The sequence below is a fragment of the Streptosporangium sp. CA-115845 genome (assembly GCF_050943795.1).
Taxonomy (GTDB): Bacteria; Actinomycetota; Actinomycetes; order Streptosporangiales; family Streptosporangiaceae; genus Streptosporangium.
In genome coordinates this window covers 104,536-120,545 of the sequence record NZ_CP191988.1, presented here as the reverse complement: position 1 = coordinate 120,545, position 16,010 = coordinate 104,536, and the positions used below count along the sequence as shown (strand labels likewise).

The window sequence follows — 16,010 nt, the reverse complement described above, 5'->3', positions numbered from 1 at the left end:
ATGGCCGGGGTGTCGGCCCCAGCATCCCGTCCCAGGAATCTTCCTGATGGCGGGAACACGCATGCGCCGGATAGTGTTAGATGTGATGGCGTTGTATTAGCTGAATCCCGTTGTGAAAACCAGTTTGACTGAGCCACCCCGGGGCCCGCTGTACGACACATGGGGTTCATGAGGTGTGAATCCCAAAGTTTCAAATCCTGAGGGAGAGCTTTAATGGCTCAGGGAACCGTCAAGTGGTTCAACGCTGAAAAGGGCTTCGGCTTCATCGCACCGGATGGCGGTGCACCGGATGTGTTCGTGCACTTCTCCGAGATCCAGGGCAACGGCTACCGTAGCCTCGAAGACGGCCAGCGGGTCGAGTTCGAGATCACCCAGGGCCAGAAGGGCCCGCAGGCCTCGCAGGTCCGCGCCGTCTGACGCATAGACCTCTTGGTTGAACCTGTTTGACCGGAAGGCGGGGTTCGCTCCTGGCGAACCCCGCCTTCCGCATTTCCAGGACATCCCACGACACCTGGTCGGCCCCCGGCTCCGGCCATCGCCCTCGTCGGCGGTCGGCAGGCGAGAGCCTCACCGGTGGACGAGCCCTGAGAGCCGCGGAAGACCGGGCTTATCGCCAGGACCCGCAGGACCAGGTTCCTGAACGGCCGCAGACTCCTGTTCACATTGGCCGGCCCGAGGAGCCGACCGGCGAAGGTGACGACCTGGAGGGCGACGGTCGGCGGTGTAACGGTCCAGATCCGACTGCCCGCCGCTGAGAGCGATTGTGAGGGCTTCGGCCAGGGCTATGGCGCCGAGAATCCCGATGTTCATTCCCTGCCCTCCTGCGGGACTGTGGAGGTACGCGGCGTCAGCGAGGGCACGACCGGGTCACGAACGCCGCCGTACTCGAACCGGGCCGCGTCGTGGCGGGTCTACCCGTCCATGAAGCGTCCGCACAGCCCCGTCCTCGCCTGGTTCGGGCATCCAGCGACGGTTGCCGCCACCTTCGTGTTGCTGGTCAACGACCATCTCCTCAAGGCCCTGTGGCCCGGCCCGGTCACCGGAAAGCTGAGCGACGTCGCGGGGCTGCTCGTCGCGCCGCCCGTGCTCGCCCTCGCCTTCCTTCCCGCCCTCGCTCTCACCCGGGCAGGCCCCTTCTCCTCCGTCCTGGCCCGGCTCGCCGCACCGGTGGCGATCGTCGCCACCGGTGTCGGCTTCACCCTGGTCAAGACCACCGAGGCGGGCGCGGAACTCGCCTCCCGGGCGTGGACCCTGGTCGCGGGCCCCTCCCGGGTCCTGGCCGACCCGACCGACCTGGTGGCCCTGCCCGCGCTGGGCGTCGCCTGGCTGGTCTGGCGTGGCTGCCGATCCGATCAGGCGGTACGGCGTGCCCGCGCGCTGGTCGTCATCCCGTTCGCCCTCATCGGGGTGACCGCCACTTCGGCTGTCCCGCCCCCGCCCACGGCCCTGTCGGTCTCGGCCGATGACGAAGCGATCACCGTCCTCATCGACTACGGCTCCTCATCAGCCGCCGTATCGCGAGACGGCGGCCGGACGTGGAGTATGCGGCCCGGTCCCGTCCCGGCACCCGCGACACCGTCCGTCCCGCCCTTACCCGCCACCCGTGCCTGCCTGCCGGACGACCCGAGGCACTGCTACCGCGTCGTCCCGCCGCGGCTGGGCGTGGACGAGACCCGGGACGGCGGGGCGAACTGGAAAACGGTGTGGAAGGTCTCCGAGGGACGCGAGGACGCCCTGCGCCGGAAGAACGATCGCCCTTACCTGCCGCCGTGGCAGGGTTCCACCGCCGTCGCGGTGCAGCGCGTGCCCGGCGGCCACGTGGTGGTGGCGGCCAACGGCATCGACGGCATCGCCGTACGCGACCCTCGGGGAACCTGGCGGCGGCTCGGCTTCTCGGCCGACGGCCTCTCCTCTGGCGCGGCGGTCCCGCTCGACGCGCTGAACATCGATCTGAGAGTGGAGCACAACATCGGCCTCTTCACCGGCCTGCTCGCCTTCATGGTCGGCATGACCGCCGCCCGGCGCCGTGAGCCACAGAACAGCGGCCTCGCGGCGGCCGCGTATGTCCTCGCCGCGCTCGGGTTCCTCTCCGTCCAGCCGTCGGAGAGCCTTATCGGCCCCTTGTTCCTCCTGTTCGGCAGTGCCTGCGCTCTCACTGCGACGGTCCTCGCGGCCGCGGCCGCGATCAAGGCACGCGTACCGACCTGGACCTGGATCATGCTGTCAGCCATCGCCGTCTGCATACCGGCCGTAATCTCGATGACCTTCTCCGGCTGGCTCTCCGGCATCCCCGACGACTACTCGACGGCGGAGTCCCTCGCCTGGCTCGTGGGCGGCGCCGGAGTCGGGGCATCGGTCCTGATCGGCTGGACGGCGGCGAGGAGTGCGGAGGAACGTCAGGTGGCGTGAACGCACGAAGGCCCCGACCGCGGCACAGGTTCCGGTGGCCGCCGCACCGTCCGGTTCGGAGGGTACGGCGAACTTCGTGATCCGGCGGGCCGGGCGGGGCCTTCGGAGACGGCTACTTGACAGGTTCGAGCACGTCGAGGCCGACGTACGGGCGCAGGGCCTTGGGCAGCACGACGGAGCCGTCGGCCTGCTGGTGGTTCTCCAGGATCGCGACGATCCAGCGGGTGGTGGCCAGCGTGCCGTTCAGGGTGGCCACGTGCTGGGGCTTGCCACCGGACTCACGGAAACGCACCCCGAGGCGGCGGGCCTGGAAGTCGGTGCAGTTGGAGGTCGAGGTGAGCTCGCGGTAGCGGCCCTGGCTCGGCACCCACGCCTCGCAGTCGAACTTCCGGGCGGCCGAGGTGCCCAGGTCTCCGGCCGCGGTGTCGATCACCCGGTAGGGCAGCTCGACCTTGGCCAGCATCTCCTTCTCCCAGTCGAGCAGGCGCCGGTGCTCGGCGTGTGCCTCCTCTGGCCGGACATAGGAGAACATCTCCACCTTGTCGAACTGATGGACCCGGATGATGCCGCGGGTGTCCTTGCCGTACGAGCCGGCCTCGCGGCGGAAGCACGAGGACCATCCCGCGTAGCGGTACGGCAGCGCGGAGCCGTCCAGGATCTCGTCGCCGTGGTAGGCCGCCATCGGCACCTCGCTCGTGCCGACCAGGAACAGGTCGTCGCCGGGCAGGTGGTAGATCTCACTGGCGTGGGCGCCGAGGAAGCCGGTGCCCTTCATCGACTCCGGCTTGACCAGCACGGGCGTGATCATCGGGACGAAGCCCGCCTCGATCGCCTGCTGCATGGCCATGTTGAGCAGCCCGAGCTGGAGCCGCGCGCCGACGCCCCGCAGGAAGAAGAACCGCGAGCCCGACACCTTCGCGCCGCGTTCCATGTCGATGGCGCCGAGCAGCTCGCCGAGCTCCAGGTGGTCTCTGGGCTCGAAGTCGAAGGACGGCTTCTCGCCGATCTCCTCCAGGACGACGTAGTCGTCCTCACCGCCCTCCGGAGCACCCTCCTCCACCAGGTTGGGCACCGTGTAGATCAGCTCATCGAGCTCGGCGGCGAGCTTCTCCGCCTCGGCCTCGGCTGACTTGACCTGCGAGGAGAGATCCTTCGCCCGCTCCAGCAGGCTCGTCTTCTCCTCCCCCGAGGCGCGGGAGACCGACTTGCCGACGGTCTTCTGCTCGGCGCGGAGCGTCTCGAAACGGCTCAGCGCACCACGTCGGCGCTCATCAAGGTCGAGCAGCGTGTCGACGACAGAGTCGTCCTCACCGCGGGCACGCTGCGACGCCCGTAGCCGGTCCGGATCCTCACGAAGGGTACGCAGGTCAATCACAGTCACAGGCTACCGAGGTACGGCTCGGGTCCGCGCCCGGTTTGCTCCGTACCGGCCGACGATCAGCTCTGGCCGGTACGGATCCTGTCAAGCCAGGCGGCGGCCTCGGCGAAGTCGTCGTCGTTCGTACCGCGCTTGATCTGCGGTGCGAAGGCGTCGGCGCGCGGGTAGCTGCCCAGGAAGCGCACCTTGGCGGAGATCCGGTGCAGACCGGAGATCGCCTCGCCGACCCGGGCGTCGGCGACGTGGCCCTCGAAGTCGAAGTGGAAGAAATAACGGCCGATGCCGTCGCCGGTGGGCCGCGACTCGATGCGGGACAGGTTGACGCCGCGGACGGAGAACTCGATCAGCATCTCCAGCAGCGCGCCCGGGTGGTCGTCGGCCAGGAAGACCACCAGGGAGGTGCGATCGGCACCGGTCGGCTCGGGCAGCGGGCCGGGACGGGTCACCCGGACGAACCGGGTCACGGTGTCGGTGCGGTCGCCGATCCCGGTCGCGAGCTGGACGAGGCCGTAGTGCTCACCGGCGATGCGCGCGGCGATGGCCGCGTCGTACGGCGAGCCGGGGATCGCGACCTCCTGCGCCGCCGCCGCCGTCGACGGGGCGGCGACCACCACGGCGTCGGGCAGCTCGCGGGCTGTGAAGTTTCGGCACTGGGTGATGGCCGCCGGGTGGGTGAAGACCCTCTTGATATGTCCCATCTCGGTGCCGGGGCGCGCCAGGAGCGAGAACTCGACGGGCAGCAGCAGCTCCGCGGTGATGAGCAGCGGCTCCCCCTGGGCGAGCTCGTCAAGGGTCGTGGTGATGGCGCCTTCGAGCGAGTTCTCCAGCGGGACGACGGCTCCGTCCGCCTCGCCACGCCGGACCGCCTCAAGGGCCGCGGTGATGTTCGGGCTCGGCAGACGCTCGGCCTCCGGCGCCAGGATGCGCAGGGCCTCTTCGGTGAAGGTTCCCTCCGGTCCCAGGTAAGCGAATTTCGGCATGACCTCAGATTATCCGGCGACTGTCGAAAAATGCGCCCAAGATCGCACCTTCGGACCGCTTGGTCCTCCCCACGACCGCCCGAGGCCGCTCCGCATTAAGCCGCTTCACTTCACAAGTCACATCAAACTTGGTCATTTCACAGCATTGATCACCACGGATCACTCCGTATCAGCGGAGTGCCTGGAATGCCGCTCTCCGTCTGGGCAGCCACACCCCCAGCAGCCAGACCAGGAAAAGCGCGCCCAGCCCGAACCCGTTCTGCACGATCTTGCCAAGCACGGGGCTGAGCACCGGGATCTCCGCCGCCTTGATCGTCACCCCCCACCAGGGGATCGGCAGCACGTAGTAGAGCCAGACCCCGGCGGCCACCCGGACCCTGACCGGGTCGCGCCCGTCGCCGGCCAGCGCCCCGAGCACCACGACCACCCAGGCCAGGTGGTGGATCCAGGCGACCGGGGAGAGCAGCACCGCCATCAGCCCGACCAGGGCGACCCCGGCCACCGGGTGCCCGTCGAGCAGCGCCCGGCGAGCGTGGCGGAAGCCGTACCAGGCGACCACCGCGACCAGCGCCACCCAGAGCAGGCTGGTCAGCACGTCGGGCAGGTAGAGCCGGATGAGCATGCCGCGCATCGACTGGTTGGTGGTCGCGGCGTTGGCACCGAGCCGCTCGGGATCGAGCAGCGCGCGGAACCAGAAGTCGGCGGCGTCCGCCGGGATCACCACGAACGGCAGCAGGGTCAGCAGTGCGGCGGTGAGCGCGGCGATGAGGAAGGTGTCGCGCCGCTCCCGTCTCGCCCCGGGGCCGAAACCGGCGATGAGCAGGTAGATCAGGAAGACGCCGGGAGTGAGCTTGACCGCGGTGGCCAGGCCGATCAGCATGCCGCGCGGCCACACCGGTCGCCTGGCCACGCAGTCGGCCAGGCAGAGCGCGACGAGCAGGATGTCCACCTGGCCGAAGCGGACCTGGTCCCTGATCGGCATCAGGTAGGTGCACGCGATCATCAGGACGGCGAACAGCAACGGCGCCCACAGCCGGTCCATCCCGCGCAGTCTCTCCAGACCACCCGCCCAGCCCAGGCCACCCGGCCGGGCAGGCGTCGCGCCCTGGGTGCCCGTCCCGGTGAGCAGGGCGCGGAAGGAGAGCCCGACGGTGACCGCCAGAGTCAGGAAGATCAGTGCCGTCCACGCCCACTGCGCCGCCGGCCACGACATCGCCGCCAGCGGGGTGGCCAGCAGGGCGGCCACCGGCGGGTAGGTGAACGGCAGCAACTGCGGCGCCGGGGTGACGAATCCGTAGACGGACCGGCCCTCCAGCACCGCCTCCCCGCCGGTACGGTACACATCCAGGTCGACCAGGCGCTGGTCGTCCACGTTGCCCAGCCAGTAGAGCACCAGCGGGGCCACCGCCGCGGCGACCAGCAGCAGCGCGGGCAGCCAAGGTAGCCACCTCGACCATGTCAGCCACGTCCACGTGCGCCGTCCGGCCGTGGTCACCTCGCCAGTCCTCACGACCAGGCAGGCTACCGTGGGGCCGGGGAAACGGCCGCCCGACGGATACGGACAGGGGAACGGATGGCTTCGACACCGCGCGGTCGCGGGCTCGCGCGCCCGGCCGCCACCGGGACGCCCGGCGCCGCGACACGGCCGGGGCGACCCGCGTGGCCGACGCGCCCCCGGCCCACCGGGACTCCGCCCGCCGAGGTCGTCATCCGGTACGGGACACGCGAGTCACGCGGCTCGAAGAGGAATCGGTCGACGGGGTTCTCCAGAACCGTGCTGATCACCATGTCCCTGCTGCTGGCCGGGGTCTGCGGGCTGCTCGGCGCGCTCGGTGCCGGTACGGCGAGCGCCTCGGTGGCGAGGGCGCTTCCCGAGCGGGTCGTGGTCATCGGGGTGCCGGGGCTGGAGTGGAGTGACCTGGACCCGGAGCGGACCCCGAATCTGTGGAGACTCGCGGGCGAGGGCGGGTCCGCCTCCATGTCCACCCGGGCGGTTCCGCCGCCGGACCGGGGGATCACCTGCCCGATGGCGGGCTGGCTGACGGTCTCCGCGGGCCAGCGGGCGGGTGCCCCGGGCACGGGCTGCGCACTGCCGCGCACGCCGGAGGCGACCTCCGACGGCGGGGCGAGCGTGCCCGGCTGGGACGAGCTGTCCGCTTTCAACGCCACCACCTCCTACCGGCCGGTGCTCGGGCAACTGGGCCGGCTCGCGACCGGGGCGGGCCTGAAGGTGGCCGCCGTCGGGCCGGGGGCCGCGCTCGCCGCCGCCGACACGTCAGGAAAAATCGCGAAATACGCGGCGAACATCGAGGAACTTGGCGAGCTGTCCCCGTACGGGCTGATCGTGGTGGAGGCCGACGACCTGGCCAGGGCCTGGATCGGCGGCGGCCTCACCCCGGACGGCGTCCCGGTCTCGATGACCGCTCAGACCAGGCGGGAGGCCGTGGCCAGAGCCGACCGCGTGGTGGGCGCGGTCCTCGACCGCCTGCCCCCGCCACGCGCGGCCGCCACCGCTCCGGCGACGCCCCCCACGCCGACCTCCGAAACCACGCGGGCCCCCGAGAGCACGCAGACTCCGGAAGCCGGAAGGACACCCGGGAGCGGGACCACGGTCCTGCTCGGCGGCCTGGCCGACACCTCGATCGCGCCGCACCTGCACGTGGCGATCGCCCGGGGCCCGTCTCCCGGCGGTGAGCCGTACCCGCGCGGCTACCTCACCGCCACCTCCACCCGCCAGGACGGCCTGGTCGCCAACACCGACCTGACCGCCACCGCGATCGACCTGCTGGGCCTGCGGGCCCCGAACGGGGTCGTCGGCCGCGCCTGGCAGGGCCAGGAGCCGAGCGGGGAGCCGGTCGCGGCGACCGTGCGGAAGCTGGCGGACGACGACCTGGCGAGCCAGGTGCTGCGCGAGGTGCGAGGACCGTTCTTCGCGGTGTTCGTGGCGGTGCAGATCCTGTTCTACCTGCTGGCCGCCGTCGCGATCCGGCGGGGCTGGGGCGGCTCCCGAGCCCTGACCGCCGTCCAGGTCGTCGCCGTGGTCAGCGGGGCGATCGCGGTCTCCACCTTCCTCGCGCAACTCGTCCCCTGGTGGAGCCTGCCCGCCCCGATGGCCGCGGTGATCGTGACGATCCTCGGATTCGCCTGCGTGATCACGGGGGCGGCGTTCGCCGGGCCGTGGCGGACGCACCCGCTGGGCCCGCTGACCGTGGTCGCCGCCATCACCTCGATGGCGCTGCTGGCCGACGTGATGACCGGCTCGGTGCTCCAGGTGAACGCGGTCACCGGCTACGAGCCGGTGACCGGCGGGCGCTTCTACGGTTTCAGCAACATCGCCTTCGCCGTCTACTCCGCCGGTACGATCCTGGCCCTGGCCGGGACGGCCCAGTGGCTGATCTCACGCGGCCGGCGCGGGCTCGCGCTCGCGGTGTGCGTGGCGTACGGGGGGCTGGCGGTGTTCGCCGACGGCTGGCCCGCGTGGGGCGCCGACTTCGGCGGGGTCCCGGCGTTCCTGGTGGGGGTCGCCGTCTTCCTGATCCTGCTGTCCGGCGGGCGGGTCTCCCCGGTCAAGCTGGGCCTGGCCGGTCTGGCCGGTGTCCTGCTGATCGGCACCATCGCGGTGGCCGACTGGCGCAGGCCCGCCGACCAGCGCACCCACCTGGGCTCCTTCGTCCAGCAGGTGCTGGACGGGGAGGCATGGACCGTGATCGGCCGCAAGTTCGGCGCGATGATCGGGGTCACCGTCGGCAACTGGTCACTGTCCCTGCTCACGCTGGTCGCGCTGGCGTTCCTGTTCCTGGTACTCGACCGTCCCTCACGATGGGGGGCCTCGGCCCTGGGCCGGGCCTACGCGCTCTCGCCCGCGCTGCGCGCCGGACTGATCGGCGCGCTGGCCTGCGCGCTGATCGGCTTCCTGATGAACGACTCGGGCATCGCGATCCCGGCGATGGCGCTCACGGTCGCGGTTCCGCTGACACTCGCCGCCTCCGTGCGCGCCCTGGCGCTCTCGCCGCCCAGCACACCAGAACGATCGTCAACGCCAGCAGCGTCCACGGCACCACCCGCTCCCTGAGCAGGGTCTTCATCCAGAGCAGGTCCTCGGGGCGCAGCGCCTCCCTGGCCGGCAGGTAGCCCAGCGACAGCACGGCGACCCTGGCGACCATGAAGCCCTCCAGCGCGGGCCAGGACGCCATGGCCAGCAGCGCGAAGGCCAGCCCGTCGTACCAGGGCAGCGCGTACGGCGCGGCGAACAGCCAGGCGATCACCATCACCGCGGCGACCGCGGGCGCGGTGTCGCCGGGCGCGGTTTCCGCGGGCAGTGCCCGCAGCAGCAGCCAGGCCAGGCAGACCATCAGCAGCAGGGAGCCGATCTGGATCCAGGCCGAGTACGCGCCCGGCCCGAAGAGCGACTGGAGCCCCACCTTGACGAGCTGCCAGGGAGTGGCGAGGGAGACCTTCCTGCTGGCGGCGCTCACCTGGTCGAGCACGTGCGGCCCGGCGAGGGCGTAGATCGCCACCACGGTGGCCGTCGCGGTCCCCGCCACCACGGCGAGCCTGCCCGGCGAGCGGCGCAGTTCCCACGCCGGGCCGAGGGCGACGAGCCCGGCGTTGAGCTTGACCCCGATGCCCACCCCGAGCAGCAGTCCGGAGGCGGCTCCGCGAACCGTGAGCGCGGCGACCATGCAGGCGATGGCGAGGGTGTCGATGTGCATCCCCGCGCCCAGGTGGTAGATCATCAGCGGGTTGGCCGCCCAGAGCAGTGCCGCCCGCCCGCGCAGTTCCTCGTCCCCCCTGGCGAAACGGTGCAGTAGCAACGCGGTACCGATGAACGCCGCGGCGTTGACCGCGGCCATCACAAAAACCGTCAGCCGGACCGAGTCACCGCCCACGAGGCTCGCCAGCGCCTGCAGGGCGGTGGCGACCGGGCCGTAGACGCTGGTCACCCCGGCCCACTCCTCCACCGCGCCGGTGACCGGATCGTGGGGCAGCAGGGCGGGGGGGGCCGCGTAGGGATCCTGGCCGAGCGTGACCAGCCGGCCGTACGCGGCGTAGTTGAGATGGTCGGCCGAGCCCGAGGGCGGCAGGAAGGCGAGCAGCCCCGCGGTGGCGCAGCCCGCCATGAGCAGCCATCGCGCCTCCGGCCTCCACCGGGACCTGAGCGCGGCGGCGAGCCCGAGCCCGCCCAGGACGATCGCGGCGGCGCCCATGGCGATGACCAGATGGGCGCTCACCGGAACGTCCAGCGAGTACGGCGGCTGCCAGGACGGCCCGGGCAGTCTCGGGACCATGGCGGAGGGCCCCAGCAGCCCGATCAGGACCGTGACCGCCACCGAGAGCCCCATGGCCCCGAACGCGGCGATGTCGAGCCGCCGCGGCATGCCGCCGACGGGGCTCCGCCTCTTGTCGCCGACCGACGCCTCCAAGCTCACCCGCAGATTCCAGCACATCCCACAGGTGCCCGGTGCGGCAGCGGCAGACCGGACGGCACCGCGAGGAGCGGCGGACGACCTGTTCTCCCGGTGGCCCGGGCCGTCCCCGCATCCCGCGGGTGACCTCGGCCGACCCGCGTCGCCGACTCTCACATGGCCTTTGACCTGCAAAGACATCGCAGATATGGAGGTCGCGAGTCCTCGCAGGAGCCGCGAAGAGCCGCTCGGCCGGGTGAATGTCGCCAGGCTCAGCGGCGGACCAGGAGGGCGCGGGCGACATCACGGAACTGCCTGGCCCGATGGAGCTGGGCCCGCCAGTCGGTGCCGGTGGCCCGGTGGGCCATCTCCACCTGGACCTCGCGTACCCGAAAGCCCTTTCTGAGCAGATCGATCGTGAGACCGGTCTCCACACCGAAGCCGTGAGCCAGTGGCCGGGCGGCTTCGAAGGCCGCCCGGGTCAGGCAGCGCTGGCCGTTGAGCGGCTGGACGGGCGTCCAGCCGGTGGCACGCTCGACACCCTCACGGGCGAGCTTCACGACGAACCCGTGGCCGCCGAGTTTCACCCGGGTGGCGAAGACGGCGATCGTCATGTCGACCTCGCCCGCCGCGACCGGCTCGATCAGCGGCGCGGCGGTACGGGCGGTCTCTCCCAGGTCGGCATCGAGGAACAGCAGGTGCCGGGGCTCCTCGTCGTCGAGCAGGCGGACGGCCTCGGCACCGCTCTCCATCGCGGCGGCCTTGCCCCGGTTGTGGCTGTGCCGCACGACGTGGGCCCCGGCCGCCTTGGCCACCCGCCCCGTCTGGTCGGTCGAGCCGTCGTCGACGACCATGACGAGATCGACGCCGGGGAGCGCCAGGGCCGCGGCCACGGTCGCCCCGATCCGATCATCCTCGTTCTTGGCGGGAATGATCGCCGCCGTACCGGTCATCGAACACCTCCAGCATGGAAACCCCGGGCTTCAGCCGTGGGGAGCGGGTCATCCCTGGGATTCGGAGGTCATCAGCTTCTCCGGCAGGGTCTCGTGCACGACGAAGACCGAGTCTAGGCCCGTGACCTGAAGGATCTTGCGTACGGCGGGCCGGGGCGCCGCCACCTCCAGCGTGCCGCCGCGCTCGCGCAGCCGCTTGAGCGCGGAGAGCAGCACGTTCATGCCGGTGGAGTCGCAGAACTCCACGGCGGACATGTCGAGGACCACGAGCATGGTCTGGCTCTGCCCGAGCAGCCGGGTGAACTCGGCCTGCAGGCGAGGTGCGGTGTATAGGTCGATTTCGCCAACGATGGTCACGACGGTGTGCCCGGCATGAGATCGAGTTGAGACTTTTAGCTCCACAGCGGGCACACTAGCGGCGCGAGAGCCACCGGTCACGCTCTCTTGAACAACCCGAGTCGTCCGCCCTTTGTCCCCCGTTTCGGCCCCATGGAAACCCGGAGTGCGCGAAGCTTGACACTGCGCAACACCGGCTTGGCCGGAAAAGGGAGAAGACCCGACACTCCCGATCATCGCTGCGCTACGGCAGCGACAGCCGTTGAGTTACAGGAAACGGGCTCGAACGCATCCATGAACACCGATCTACCCGAGGATCTCCAGCGGCAGCGGCTCCGGGAACACCTGGAGTCCATGATCACTCGTACCGACAAGGCCACCTCGTGGCGCGACGCGGCGAGTTCACTGCGGAACCTGGTGAACCACGAGGGACACGTCCCGATCAGAACCAGCCTGTCGACCGAGGACCTCGACTTCCTCGAAGGGGCACGCGAAGAGCTCCTCGACTTCGCCACGCTCGGCGTCAGGCTGCTCGACCTGCACCAGCCTCGTGACGCGGGCGGCATCACCAGCGACACGGCACATCCGATCCTGCGCTGCCGCAGCTGCATGTGGCGCTGGCCGTGCCCGACGTTCCGGGCGATGGTGGAGTCCCTGGGCACCACCAGGAGGCTCACCTCCTGCCGGCACGTCGAAACCGGCACCGCCGAGGACGACGAGTGCGCGCAGGTGACCCTCATGGTCTCGGTGAGACCCGAGAGCGACGCCACGACCACGCCGACCTCCAACGGCAACGGCCCCGGCTGACGGTCCGAACCGGCGGCTCGCCGGACTCGGGCCGATCGGATCAGGGCCGGTGACGGCCGGGCGGTGCCGTTCAGACGGAGATCGGCAGGCGGATCTCGAAGCGGCAGCCCGGACCGGAGTTGACGACGCCGATCGCTCCCTCGTGGGCCTCGACGATGCCGCGCGCGATCGCCAGGCCGAGGCCCGCTCCGGCGCCGTCGGCACTGGGCGTGCGGGCCGCCTCGCCGCGGAAGGCGACGTCGAAGACACGGGGCAGGTCGTCCGCCGGGATGCCGCCACAGCAGTCGGCGACGGACAGGCAGGCGATCTGGCCCTCGACCGAGGCGCGGACCAGGACGGCGCCGTCGCCGGGAGTGTGCCTGATCGCGTTGACCACCAGGTTGCGCAGCGCCCGGGAGAGCTCGGCCGCGTCGGCCTGGACGGGGATCACCGGGTCGACCTCGCCGGCCAGCCGCACCCCCTTGGCCCTGGCCAGTTGCTCCACCCCGGCCAGCGCGTCGGCGACCAGGTCGCCGAGGCCGATCCGGTTGCGTGACAGGCGCAGCGCCCCCGCGTGGATCTTGGACAGCTCGAAGAGGTCGTCGACCATCCCCGACAGCCGGTCCACCTCCAGACGGATCTGCCGGTGGTAACGGCCTACGGTCTCGGGGTCGGCGACCACCCCGTCCTCCAGGGCCTCCGCCATGGCCCGCATGCCCGCCAGCGGGGTGCGCAGGTCGTGGCTGACCCAGGCGACGAGCTCACGGCGCGCGCTCTCCAGGGCACGCTCGCGCTCGTGGCCCAGGCGTAGTCGCCGGTAGGCCTGATCCAGGCTCCCGGCGATCGTGTCGAGCTCGGCGGGAAGACCTCCGGGCGGGGTGAACTCCCCCGAGGCGGGCACCGCGTGCACGGCGTCGACGAGCCTGCGGCTGGCCGCCACGACCCGGCGGGCGAGCACCGTCGCGACACCCAGCCCGACCAGACCACCCACCGCGACCACGCTGAGCACGATGTCCCTCGGCGTACCCTCAATGATCATTTTCAGGGTGATGGCGACCACGCCGCCCACCGTCGCCACCACGGTCACCACGACGACCACCGCGAGCATCGCGCCGATCGACCGCTCGCGCAGCAGCCACATCGCCCCCAGCCCGGCGAGCGCGACCAGCAGGCCGAGGCCTGCGGTGACCACGACGATCAGCAGAATCTCGGGGATCACGGCTCCGCCAGCGGCTCGTAGCGGTAGCCGACGCCCCACACCGTGACGATGCGCCGGGGAACGGTCGGATCCGGCTCGATCTTCTCACGGAGGCGGCGGACGTGGACGGTCACCGTGGAGGAGTCGCCGAAGGACCACCCCCAGACCTGGTTGAGCAGCGCGGAGCGGCTGAAGGCCTGGCGGGGGTTGCGCATCAGGTGGGCCAGAAGATCGAACTCGCGGGCGGTCAGCATGATCTCGTCACCGCGGAACCGCACCTCGTGCGCCCCGACGTCGACGGTCAGATCACCGTCCCTGAGCACGCCGGTGCCGGTCGGCAGCGAGGCGCCGCGCGCCCGCCGCAGCACCGACTGCACGCGCAGAGCCAGTTCCCTGGGGCTGAAGGGCTTGGTGACGTAGTCGTCGGCACCGGTCTCCAGACCGACGACCCTGTCCATCTCCTCACCCAGCGCGGTCAGCATGATCACTGGAACCGGCCACCGCTCCCTGAGCTTCCTGCACACCTGGAGCCCGTCCATCTTGGGGAGCATCAGGTCGAGCACCATCAGGTCCGGCGGGTTGGACAGCGCGCGCCTGAGCGCCTCGGCGCCATCTCCGACGCACTCGACCACGTGACCGTCACGTTCCAAGTAGCGGGCCACCACCTCGGCCACCATCGGATCGTCGTCGACCACCAGAATCCGCGCACTCATGACCTCAACGGTAGGCCCGCGAGGGGAAATCACTAAGCCGTGTCACCGGTCCGTAAGCACTCGATCGTTACGATCAAGGCGCCCGCCGTTTCCCCTGTCAGCGTACGGTGGAACACATGAGTCGTATCATGCTGGCGGTCTTGGGCGCCCTGCTCGCGCTCTACGTGGTGTTCGGGCTCGTGCTGCCCGCCCTTTTCGGGCTGCTGAAGTTCGTGATCGTGCTGGCGGTCGTGGCCTTCGCGGTCGTCGCCCTGGTCACCGTGGTGTCCAAGTCCAAGAGATGAACCTGCTCCTCGCCGTCCAGACGCTGGCGGTCTGGATGTTCGACGGCGGCGGCGTCCTGACGGCGACCGCCGTGGTCGGGCTGGGCGTGCTCCTGCTCGCCTGGGCACTGCGACCGGCGCCCGTCACCTCCGGTGCGCGGGCGCGGGCGCCGCTGTCGCGGCGCGATCGGGCCAGGCGGACGATGTTCGTCCGGCAACGCGACCCCGGCGCGGCCGGGAGATCCCGGCCCAGAGCACCCTCCGCGGGCCCGGCGCCCGCGTAACCCCCCGCGACCACCGTGTGCCGCGCGCACGCGCTCTGAAAACCCCCGCGGTGCGCGGGCGTCCTCTGTACCGTCTCCACTCCGGTCAGAAGGGCCCCAACCATGTTCGACCCCGTCATCGGGTTCACCGCCGACCTCATCACCGCGCTCGCGGGGCCGCTGGGCTCCACCGCGCTCGCGATCGTCGTTTTCACGCTCCTCGTCCGGCTCCTGCTGCTCCCGCTCAGCGTCATGCGGGCCAGGGGCGAGCGGGCCAGGATCCGCCTCGCGCCGGAGGTCCGGAAACTCCAGAAACGCCACGGCCGCCATCCCGAGCGGCTCCAGCGGGAACTGGCCGCCCTCTACGCCAGGGAGAGGACCTCACCGCTGGCAGGCTGCCTGCCGTCGGTGGCGCAGTTGCCGTTCCTCATGGTGACCTACCAGGCGTTCGTCTCCTCGACGATCGCCGGCCAGGCCAACGCGCTGCTGACTCACGGGCTCCTCGGGGTGCCGCTCGGCCAGCAGTTCGCGGGCACGGTGGCCGGGTTCGGGCTGCTCAGCGGCCCGGCCCTGGTCTTCGCCGGGCTTTTCCTGCTGCTCGTCGCCGTGGCGTGGGTCGCCTCCCGCCAGACGCGGAGCACGATGAGCGAGGACGTCCAGCCCGCGGCGCTGCGCCGGACGCTGCCCCTGCTGCCGTACGGGACCGTGCTGGTCGCGGCGGTGCTGCCGCTCGCGGCCGGAATCTACCTGCTCGTCACGACGGCCTGGACCACCGGGGAGCGGGCGGTACTGCACCGGCCCGCGCTCGCCGGAGGCTGACGACACTCCGGACGGCGGAGGAGGTGCCGTCCCGCTTCATGACAGGCGAAGCGGGACGGCACCCGACGGAAGGACTATCCGCATTCCCTGAGGGCGGGTTCGGGGGTGGAAACATGGCCGTTACCTACCGTGTTGACCGCCGTGACCACCGCCCAGACCGTGGTGGTGTCCCCCTCGTGCCTGACTCCCCATGTCGAGGCCAGATATTCGACGATTCCGAGGCCTCGCCCTCCCAGGGAGGAAAGCGTCGGGCGCCCTGCCCTTGGTTCGGTGGCCGCGCCACCGTCACTCACCGCAACCTCGACCTGCTCCTCGGTCCAGTGCCATGACACCCTGATCTGCCCCGACGGCAACGGATGCGCGTGACGCAGCGCATTGCTCAGCAACTCGCTGACCACGAGCACCGCGTCGTCTATAGCGGTCTCGTACACACCCCGTTCCTGCAGGTCAGAGCAGAGGCGTTGGCGTGCGACAGCGACGCTGGACGGTGCATACGGCAACAACACG

17 protein-coding genes are annotated in these 16,010 nt (G+C 70.9%); 7 read left to right on the top strand and 10 right to left on the bottom strand.

Features of this window, described 5'->3' with window-relative positions:
• Positions 1-213 precede the first annotated feature (213 nt).
• Positions 214-417: a cold-shock protein gene (locus tag ACQP0P_RS02340; RefSeq protein ID WP_012886943.1), complete on the top strand. Its 204-nt coding sequence runs from the start codon at positions 214-216 to the stop codon at positions 415-417.
• Between the two features lie 150 nt (positions 418-567).
• On the opposite strand, the gene ACQP0P_RS02335 is transcribed toward ACQP0P_RS02340, so the two are convergent.
• Positions 568-810 (bottom strand): hypothetical protein, encoded by a 243-nt coding sequence (locus ACQP0P_RS02335; RefSeq protein WP_433370257.1) that lies wholly within the window; start codon positions 808-810, stop codon positions 568-570.
• On the opposite strand from ACQP0P_RS02335, the gene ACQP0P_RS02330 reads away from it, so the two are divergent.
• The gene (locus tag ACQP0P_RS02330) at positions 694-2,409 is read left to right on the top strand and encodes a hypothetical protein (protein ID WP_433382538.1); all 1,716 of its coding nucleotides are present in this window, start codon (positions 694-696) and stop codon (positions 2,407-2,409) included. The genes ACQP0P_RS02335 and ACQP0P_RS02330 overlap by 117 nt on opposite strands.
• 112 nt (positions 2,410-2,521) lie before the next feature.
• Here ACQP0P_RS02330 and serS read toward each other — a convergent pair whose 3' ends face one another.
• From serS to ACQP0P_RS02315, 3 genes are all read right to left on the bottom strand, one after another.
• Positions 2,522-3,784, bottom strand: a complete 1,263-nt coding sequence (gene serS, locus ACQP0P_RS02325; protein WP_433370254.1) for a serine--tRNA ligase — start codon at positions 3,782-3,784, stop codon at positions 2,522-2,524.
• Positions 3,785-3,846: 62 nt separating this feature from the next.
• Positions 3,847-4,767 (bottom strand): prephenate dehydratase, encoded by a 921-nt coding sequence (pheA, locus tag ACQP0P_RS02320; RefSeq protein WP_433370251.1) that lies wholly within the window; start codon positions 4,765-4,767, stop codon positions 3,847-3,849.
• A 169-nt stretch (positions 4,768-4,936) separates the two neighbouring features.
• The gene (locus ACQP0P_RS02315; protein ID WP_433370248.1) at positions 4,937-6,277 is read right to left on the bottom strand and encodes a glycosyltransferase 87 family protein; all 1,341 of its coding nucleotides are present in this window, start codon (positions 6,275-6,277) and stop codon (positions 4,937-4,939) included.
• A gap of 264 nt (positions 6,278-6,541) precedes the next feature.
• Here ACQP0P_RS02315 and ACQP0P_RS02310 point away from each other — a divergent pair, with 264 nt between their 5' ends.
• Positions 6,542-8,839 carry a hypothetical protein gene (locus ACQP0P_RS02310; protein WP_433370245.1) on the top strand — a complete coding sequence of 766 codons (2,298 nt, stop codon included), beginning with the start codon at positions 6,542-6,544 and terminating at the stop codon, positions 8,837-8,839.
• Here the strand turns inward: ACQP0P_RS02310 and mptB are convergent.
• The 3 genes from mptB to ACQP0P_RS02295 all read right to left on the bottom strand — a co-directional run bounded on the left by mptB (position 8,721) and on the right by ACQP0P_RS02295 (position 11,527).
• Positions 8,721-10,196, bottom strand: coding sequence for a polyprenol phosphomannose-dependent alpha 1,6 mannosyltransferase MptB (gene mptB / locus ACQP0P_RS02305; protein ID WP_433370242.1), 1,476 nt, complete (start codon positions 10,194-10,196; stop codon positions 8,721-8,723). The genes ACQP0P_RS02310 and mptB overlap by 119 nt on opposite strands.
• 248 nt (positions 10,197-10,444) lie before the next feature.
• Positions 10,445-11,125, bottom strand: a complete 681-nt coding sequence (locus tag ACQP0P_RS02300; protein ID WP_433370239.1) for a glycosyltransferase family 2 protein — start codon at positions 11,123-11,125, stop codon at positions 10,445-10,447.
• Positions 11,126-11,173: 48 nt separating this feature from the next.
• Positions 11,174-11,527, bottom strand: a complete 354-nt coding sequence (locus ACQP0P_RS02295; protein WP_350913998.1) for an STAS domain-containing protein — start codon at positions 11,525-11,527, stop codon at positions 11,174-11,176.
• A 228-nt stretch (positions 11,528-11,755) separates the two neighbouring features.
• Between ACQP0P_RS02295 and ACQP0P_RS02290 the strand changes: the two genes are divergently transcribed.
• Entirely contained in the window at positions 11,756-12,268 is a 513-nt protein-coding gene (locus tag ACQP0P_RS02290) for a hypothetical protein (RefSeq protein ID WP_433370235.1), read from the top strand.
• 70 nt (positions 12,269-12,338) lie between these two features.
• Here ACQP0P_RS02290 and ACQP0P_RS02285 read toward each other — a convergent pair whose 3' ends face one another.
• Entirely contained in the window at positions 12,339-13,466 is a 1,128-nt protein-coding gene (locus ACQP0P_RS02285) for a sensor histidine kinase (RefSeq protein WP_433370232.1), read from the bottom strand.
• Entirely contained in the window at positions 13,463-14,158 is a 696-nt protein-coding gene (locus ACQP0P_RS02280) for a response regulator transcription factor (RefSeq protein ID WP_433370229.1), read from the bottom strand. The genes ACQP0P_RS02285 and ACQP0P_RS02280 overlap by 4 nt, the downstream gene beginning before the upstream one ends.
• A 116-nt stretch (positions 14,159-14,274) precedes the next feature.
• Here ACQP0P_RS02280 and ACQP0P_RS02275 point away from each other — a divergent pair, with 116 nt between their 5' ends.
• The 3 genes from ACQP0P_RS02275 to ACQP0P_RS02265 all read left to right on the top strand — a co-directional run bounded on the left by ACQP0P_RS02275 (position 14,275) and on the right by ACQP0P_RS02265 (position 15,503).
• Positions 14,275-14,442 carry a hypothetical protein gene (locus ACQP0P_RS02275; RefSeq protein ID WP_433370226.1) on the top strand — a complete coding sequence of 56 codons (168 nt, stop codon included), beginning with the start codon at positions 14,275-14,277 and terminating at the stop codon, positions 14,440-14,442.
• Positions 14,439-14,705 carry a DUF6412 domain-containing protein gene (locus ACQP0P_RS02270; RefSeq protein WP_433370223.1) on the top strand — a complete coding sequence of 89 codons (267 nt, stop codon included), beginning with the start codon at positions 14,439-14,441 and terminating at the stop codon, positions 14,703-14,705. Before ACQP0P_RS02275 ends, ACQP0P_RS02270 begins: the two co-directional genes overlap by 4 nt.
• A gap of 102 nt (positions 14,706-14,807) precedes the next feature.
• Positions 14,808-15,503, top strand: coding sequence for a YidC/Oxa1 family membrane protein insertase (locus tag ACQP0P_RS02265; protein WP_433370220.1), 696 nt, complete (start codon positions 14,808-14,810; stop codon positions 15,501-15,503).
• A gap of 74 nt (positions 15,504-15,577) precedes the next feature.
• Here ACQP0P_RS02265 and ACQP0P_RS02260 read toward each other — a convergent pair whose 3' ends face one another.
• Positions 15,578-16,009 carry an ATP-binding protein gene (locus tag ACQP0P_RS02260; RefSeq protein ID WP_433381635.1) on the bottom strand — a complete coding sequence of 144 codons (432 nt, stop codon included), beginning with the start codon at positions 16,007-16,009 and terminating at the stop codon, positions 15,578-15,580.
• Position 16,010: the final 1 nt, after the last annotated feature.

What these genes read in the sequence shown, in the direction of transcription:
- ACQP0P_RS02340 (WP_012886943.1), top strand. Translation starts at nt 214, where the DNA reads ATGGCTCAGGGAACCGTCAAGTGGTTCAACGCTGAAAAGGGCTTCGGC.
- ACQP0P_RS02335 (WP_433370257.1), bottom strand. Translation starts at nt 810, where the DNA reads ATGAACATCGGGATTCTCGGCGCCATAGCCCTGGCCGAAGCCCTCACA.
- pheA (WP_433370251.1), bottom strand. Translation starts at nt 4,767, where the DNA reads ATGCCGAAATTCGCTTACCTGGGACCGGAGGGAACCTTCACCGAAGAG.
- ACQP0P_RS02300 (WP_433370239.1), bottom strand. Translation starts at nt 11,125, where the DNA reads ATGACCGGTACGGCGGCGATCATTCCCGCCAAGAACGAGGATGATCGG.
- ACQP0P_RS02290 (WP_433370235.1), top strand. Translation starts at nt 11,756, where the DNA reads ATGAACACCGATCTACCCGAGGATCTCCAGCGGCAGCGGCTCCGGGAA.
- ACQP0P_RS02280 (WP_433370229.1), bottom strand. Translation starts at nt 14,158, where the DNA reads ATGAGTGCGCGGATTCTGGTGGTCGACGACGATCCGATGGTGGCCGAG.
- ACQP0P_RS02275 (WP_433370226.1), top strand. Translation starts at nt 14,275, where the DNA reads ATGAGTCGTATCATGCTGGCGGTCTTGGGCGCCCTGCTCGCGCTCTAC.
- ACQP0P_RS02270 (WP_433370223.1), top strand. Translation starts at nt 14,439, where the DNA reads ATGAACCTGCTCCTCGCCGTCCAGACGCTGGCGGTCTGGATGTTCGAC.
- ACQP0P_RS02265 (WP_433370220.1), top strand. Translation starts at nt 14,808, where the DNA reads ATGTTCGACCCCGTCATCGGGTTCACCGCCGACCTCATCACCGCGCTC.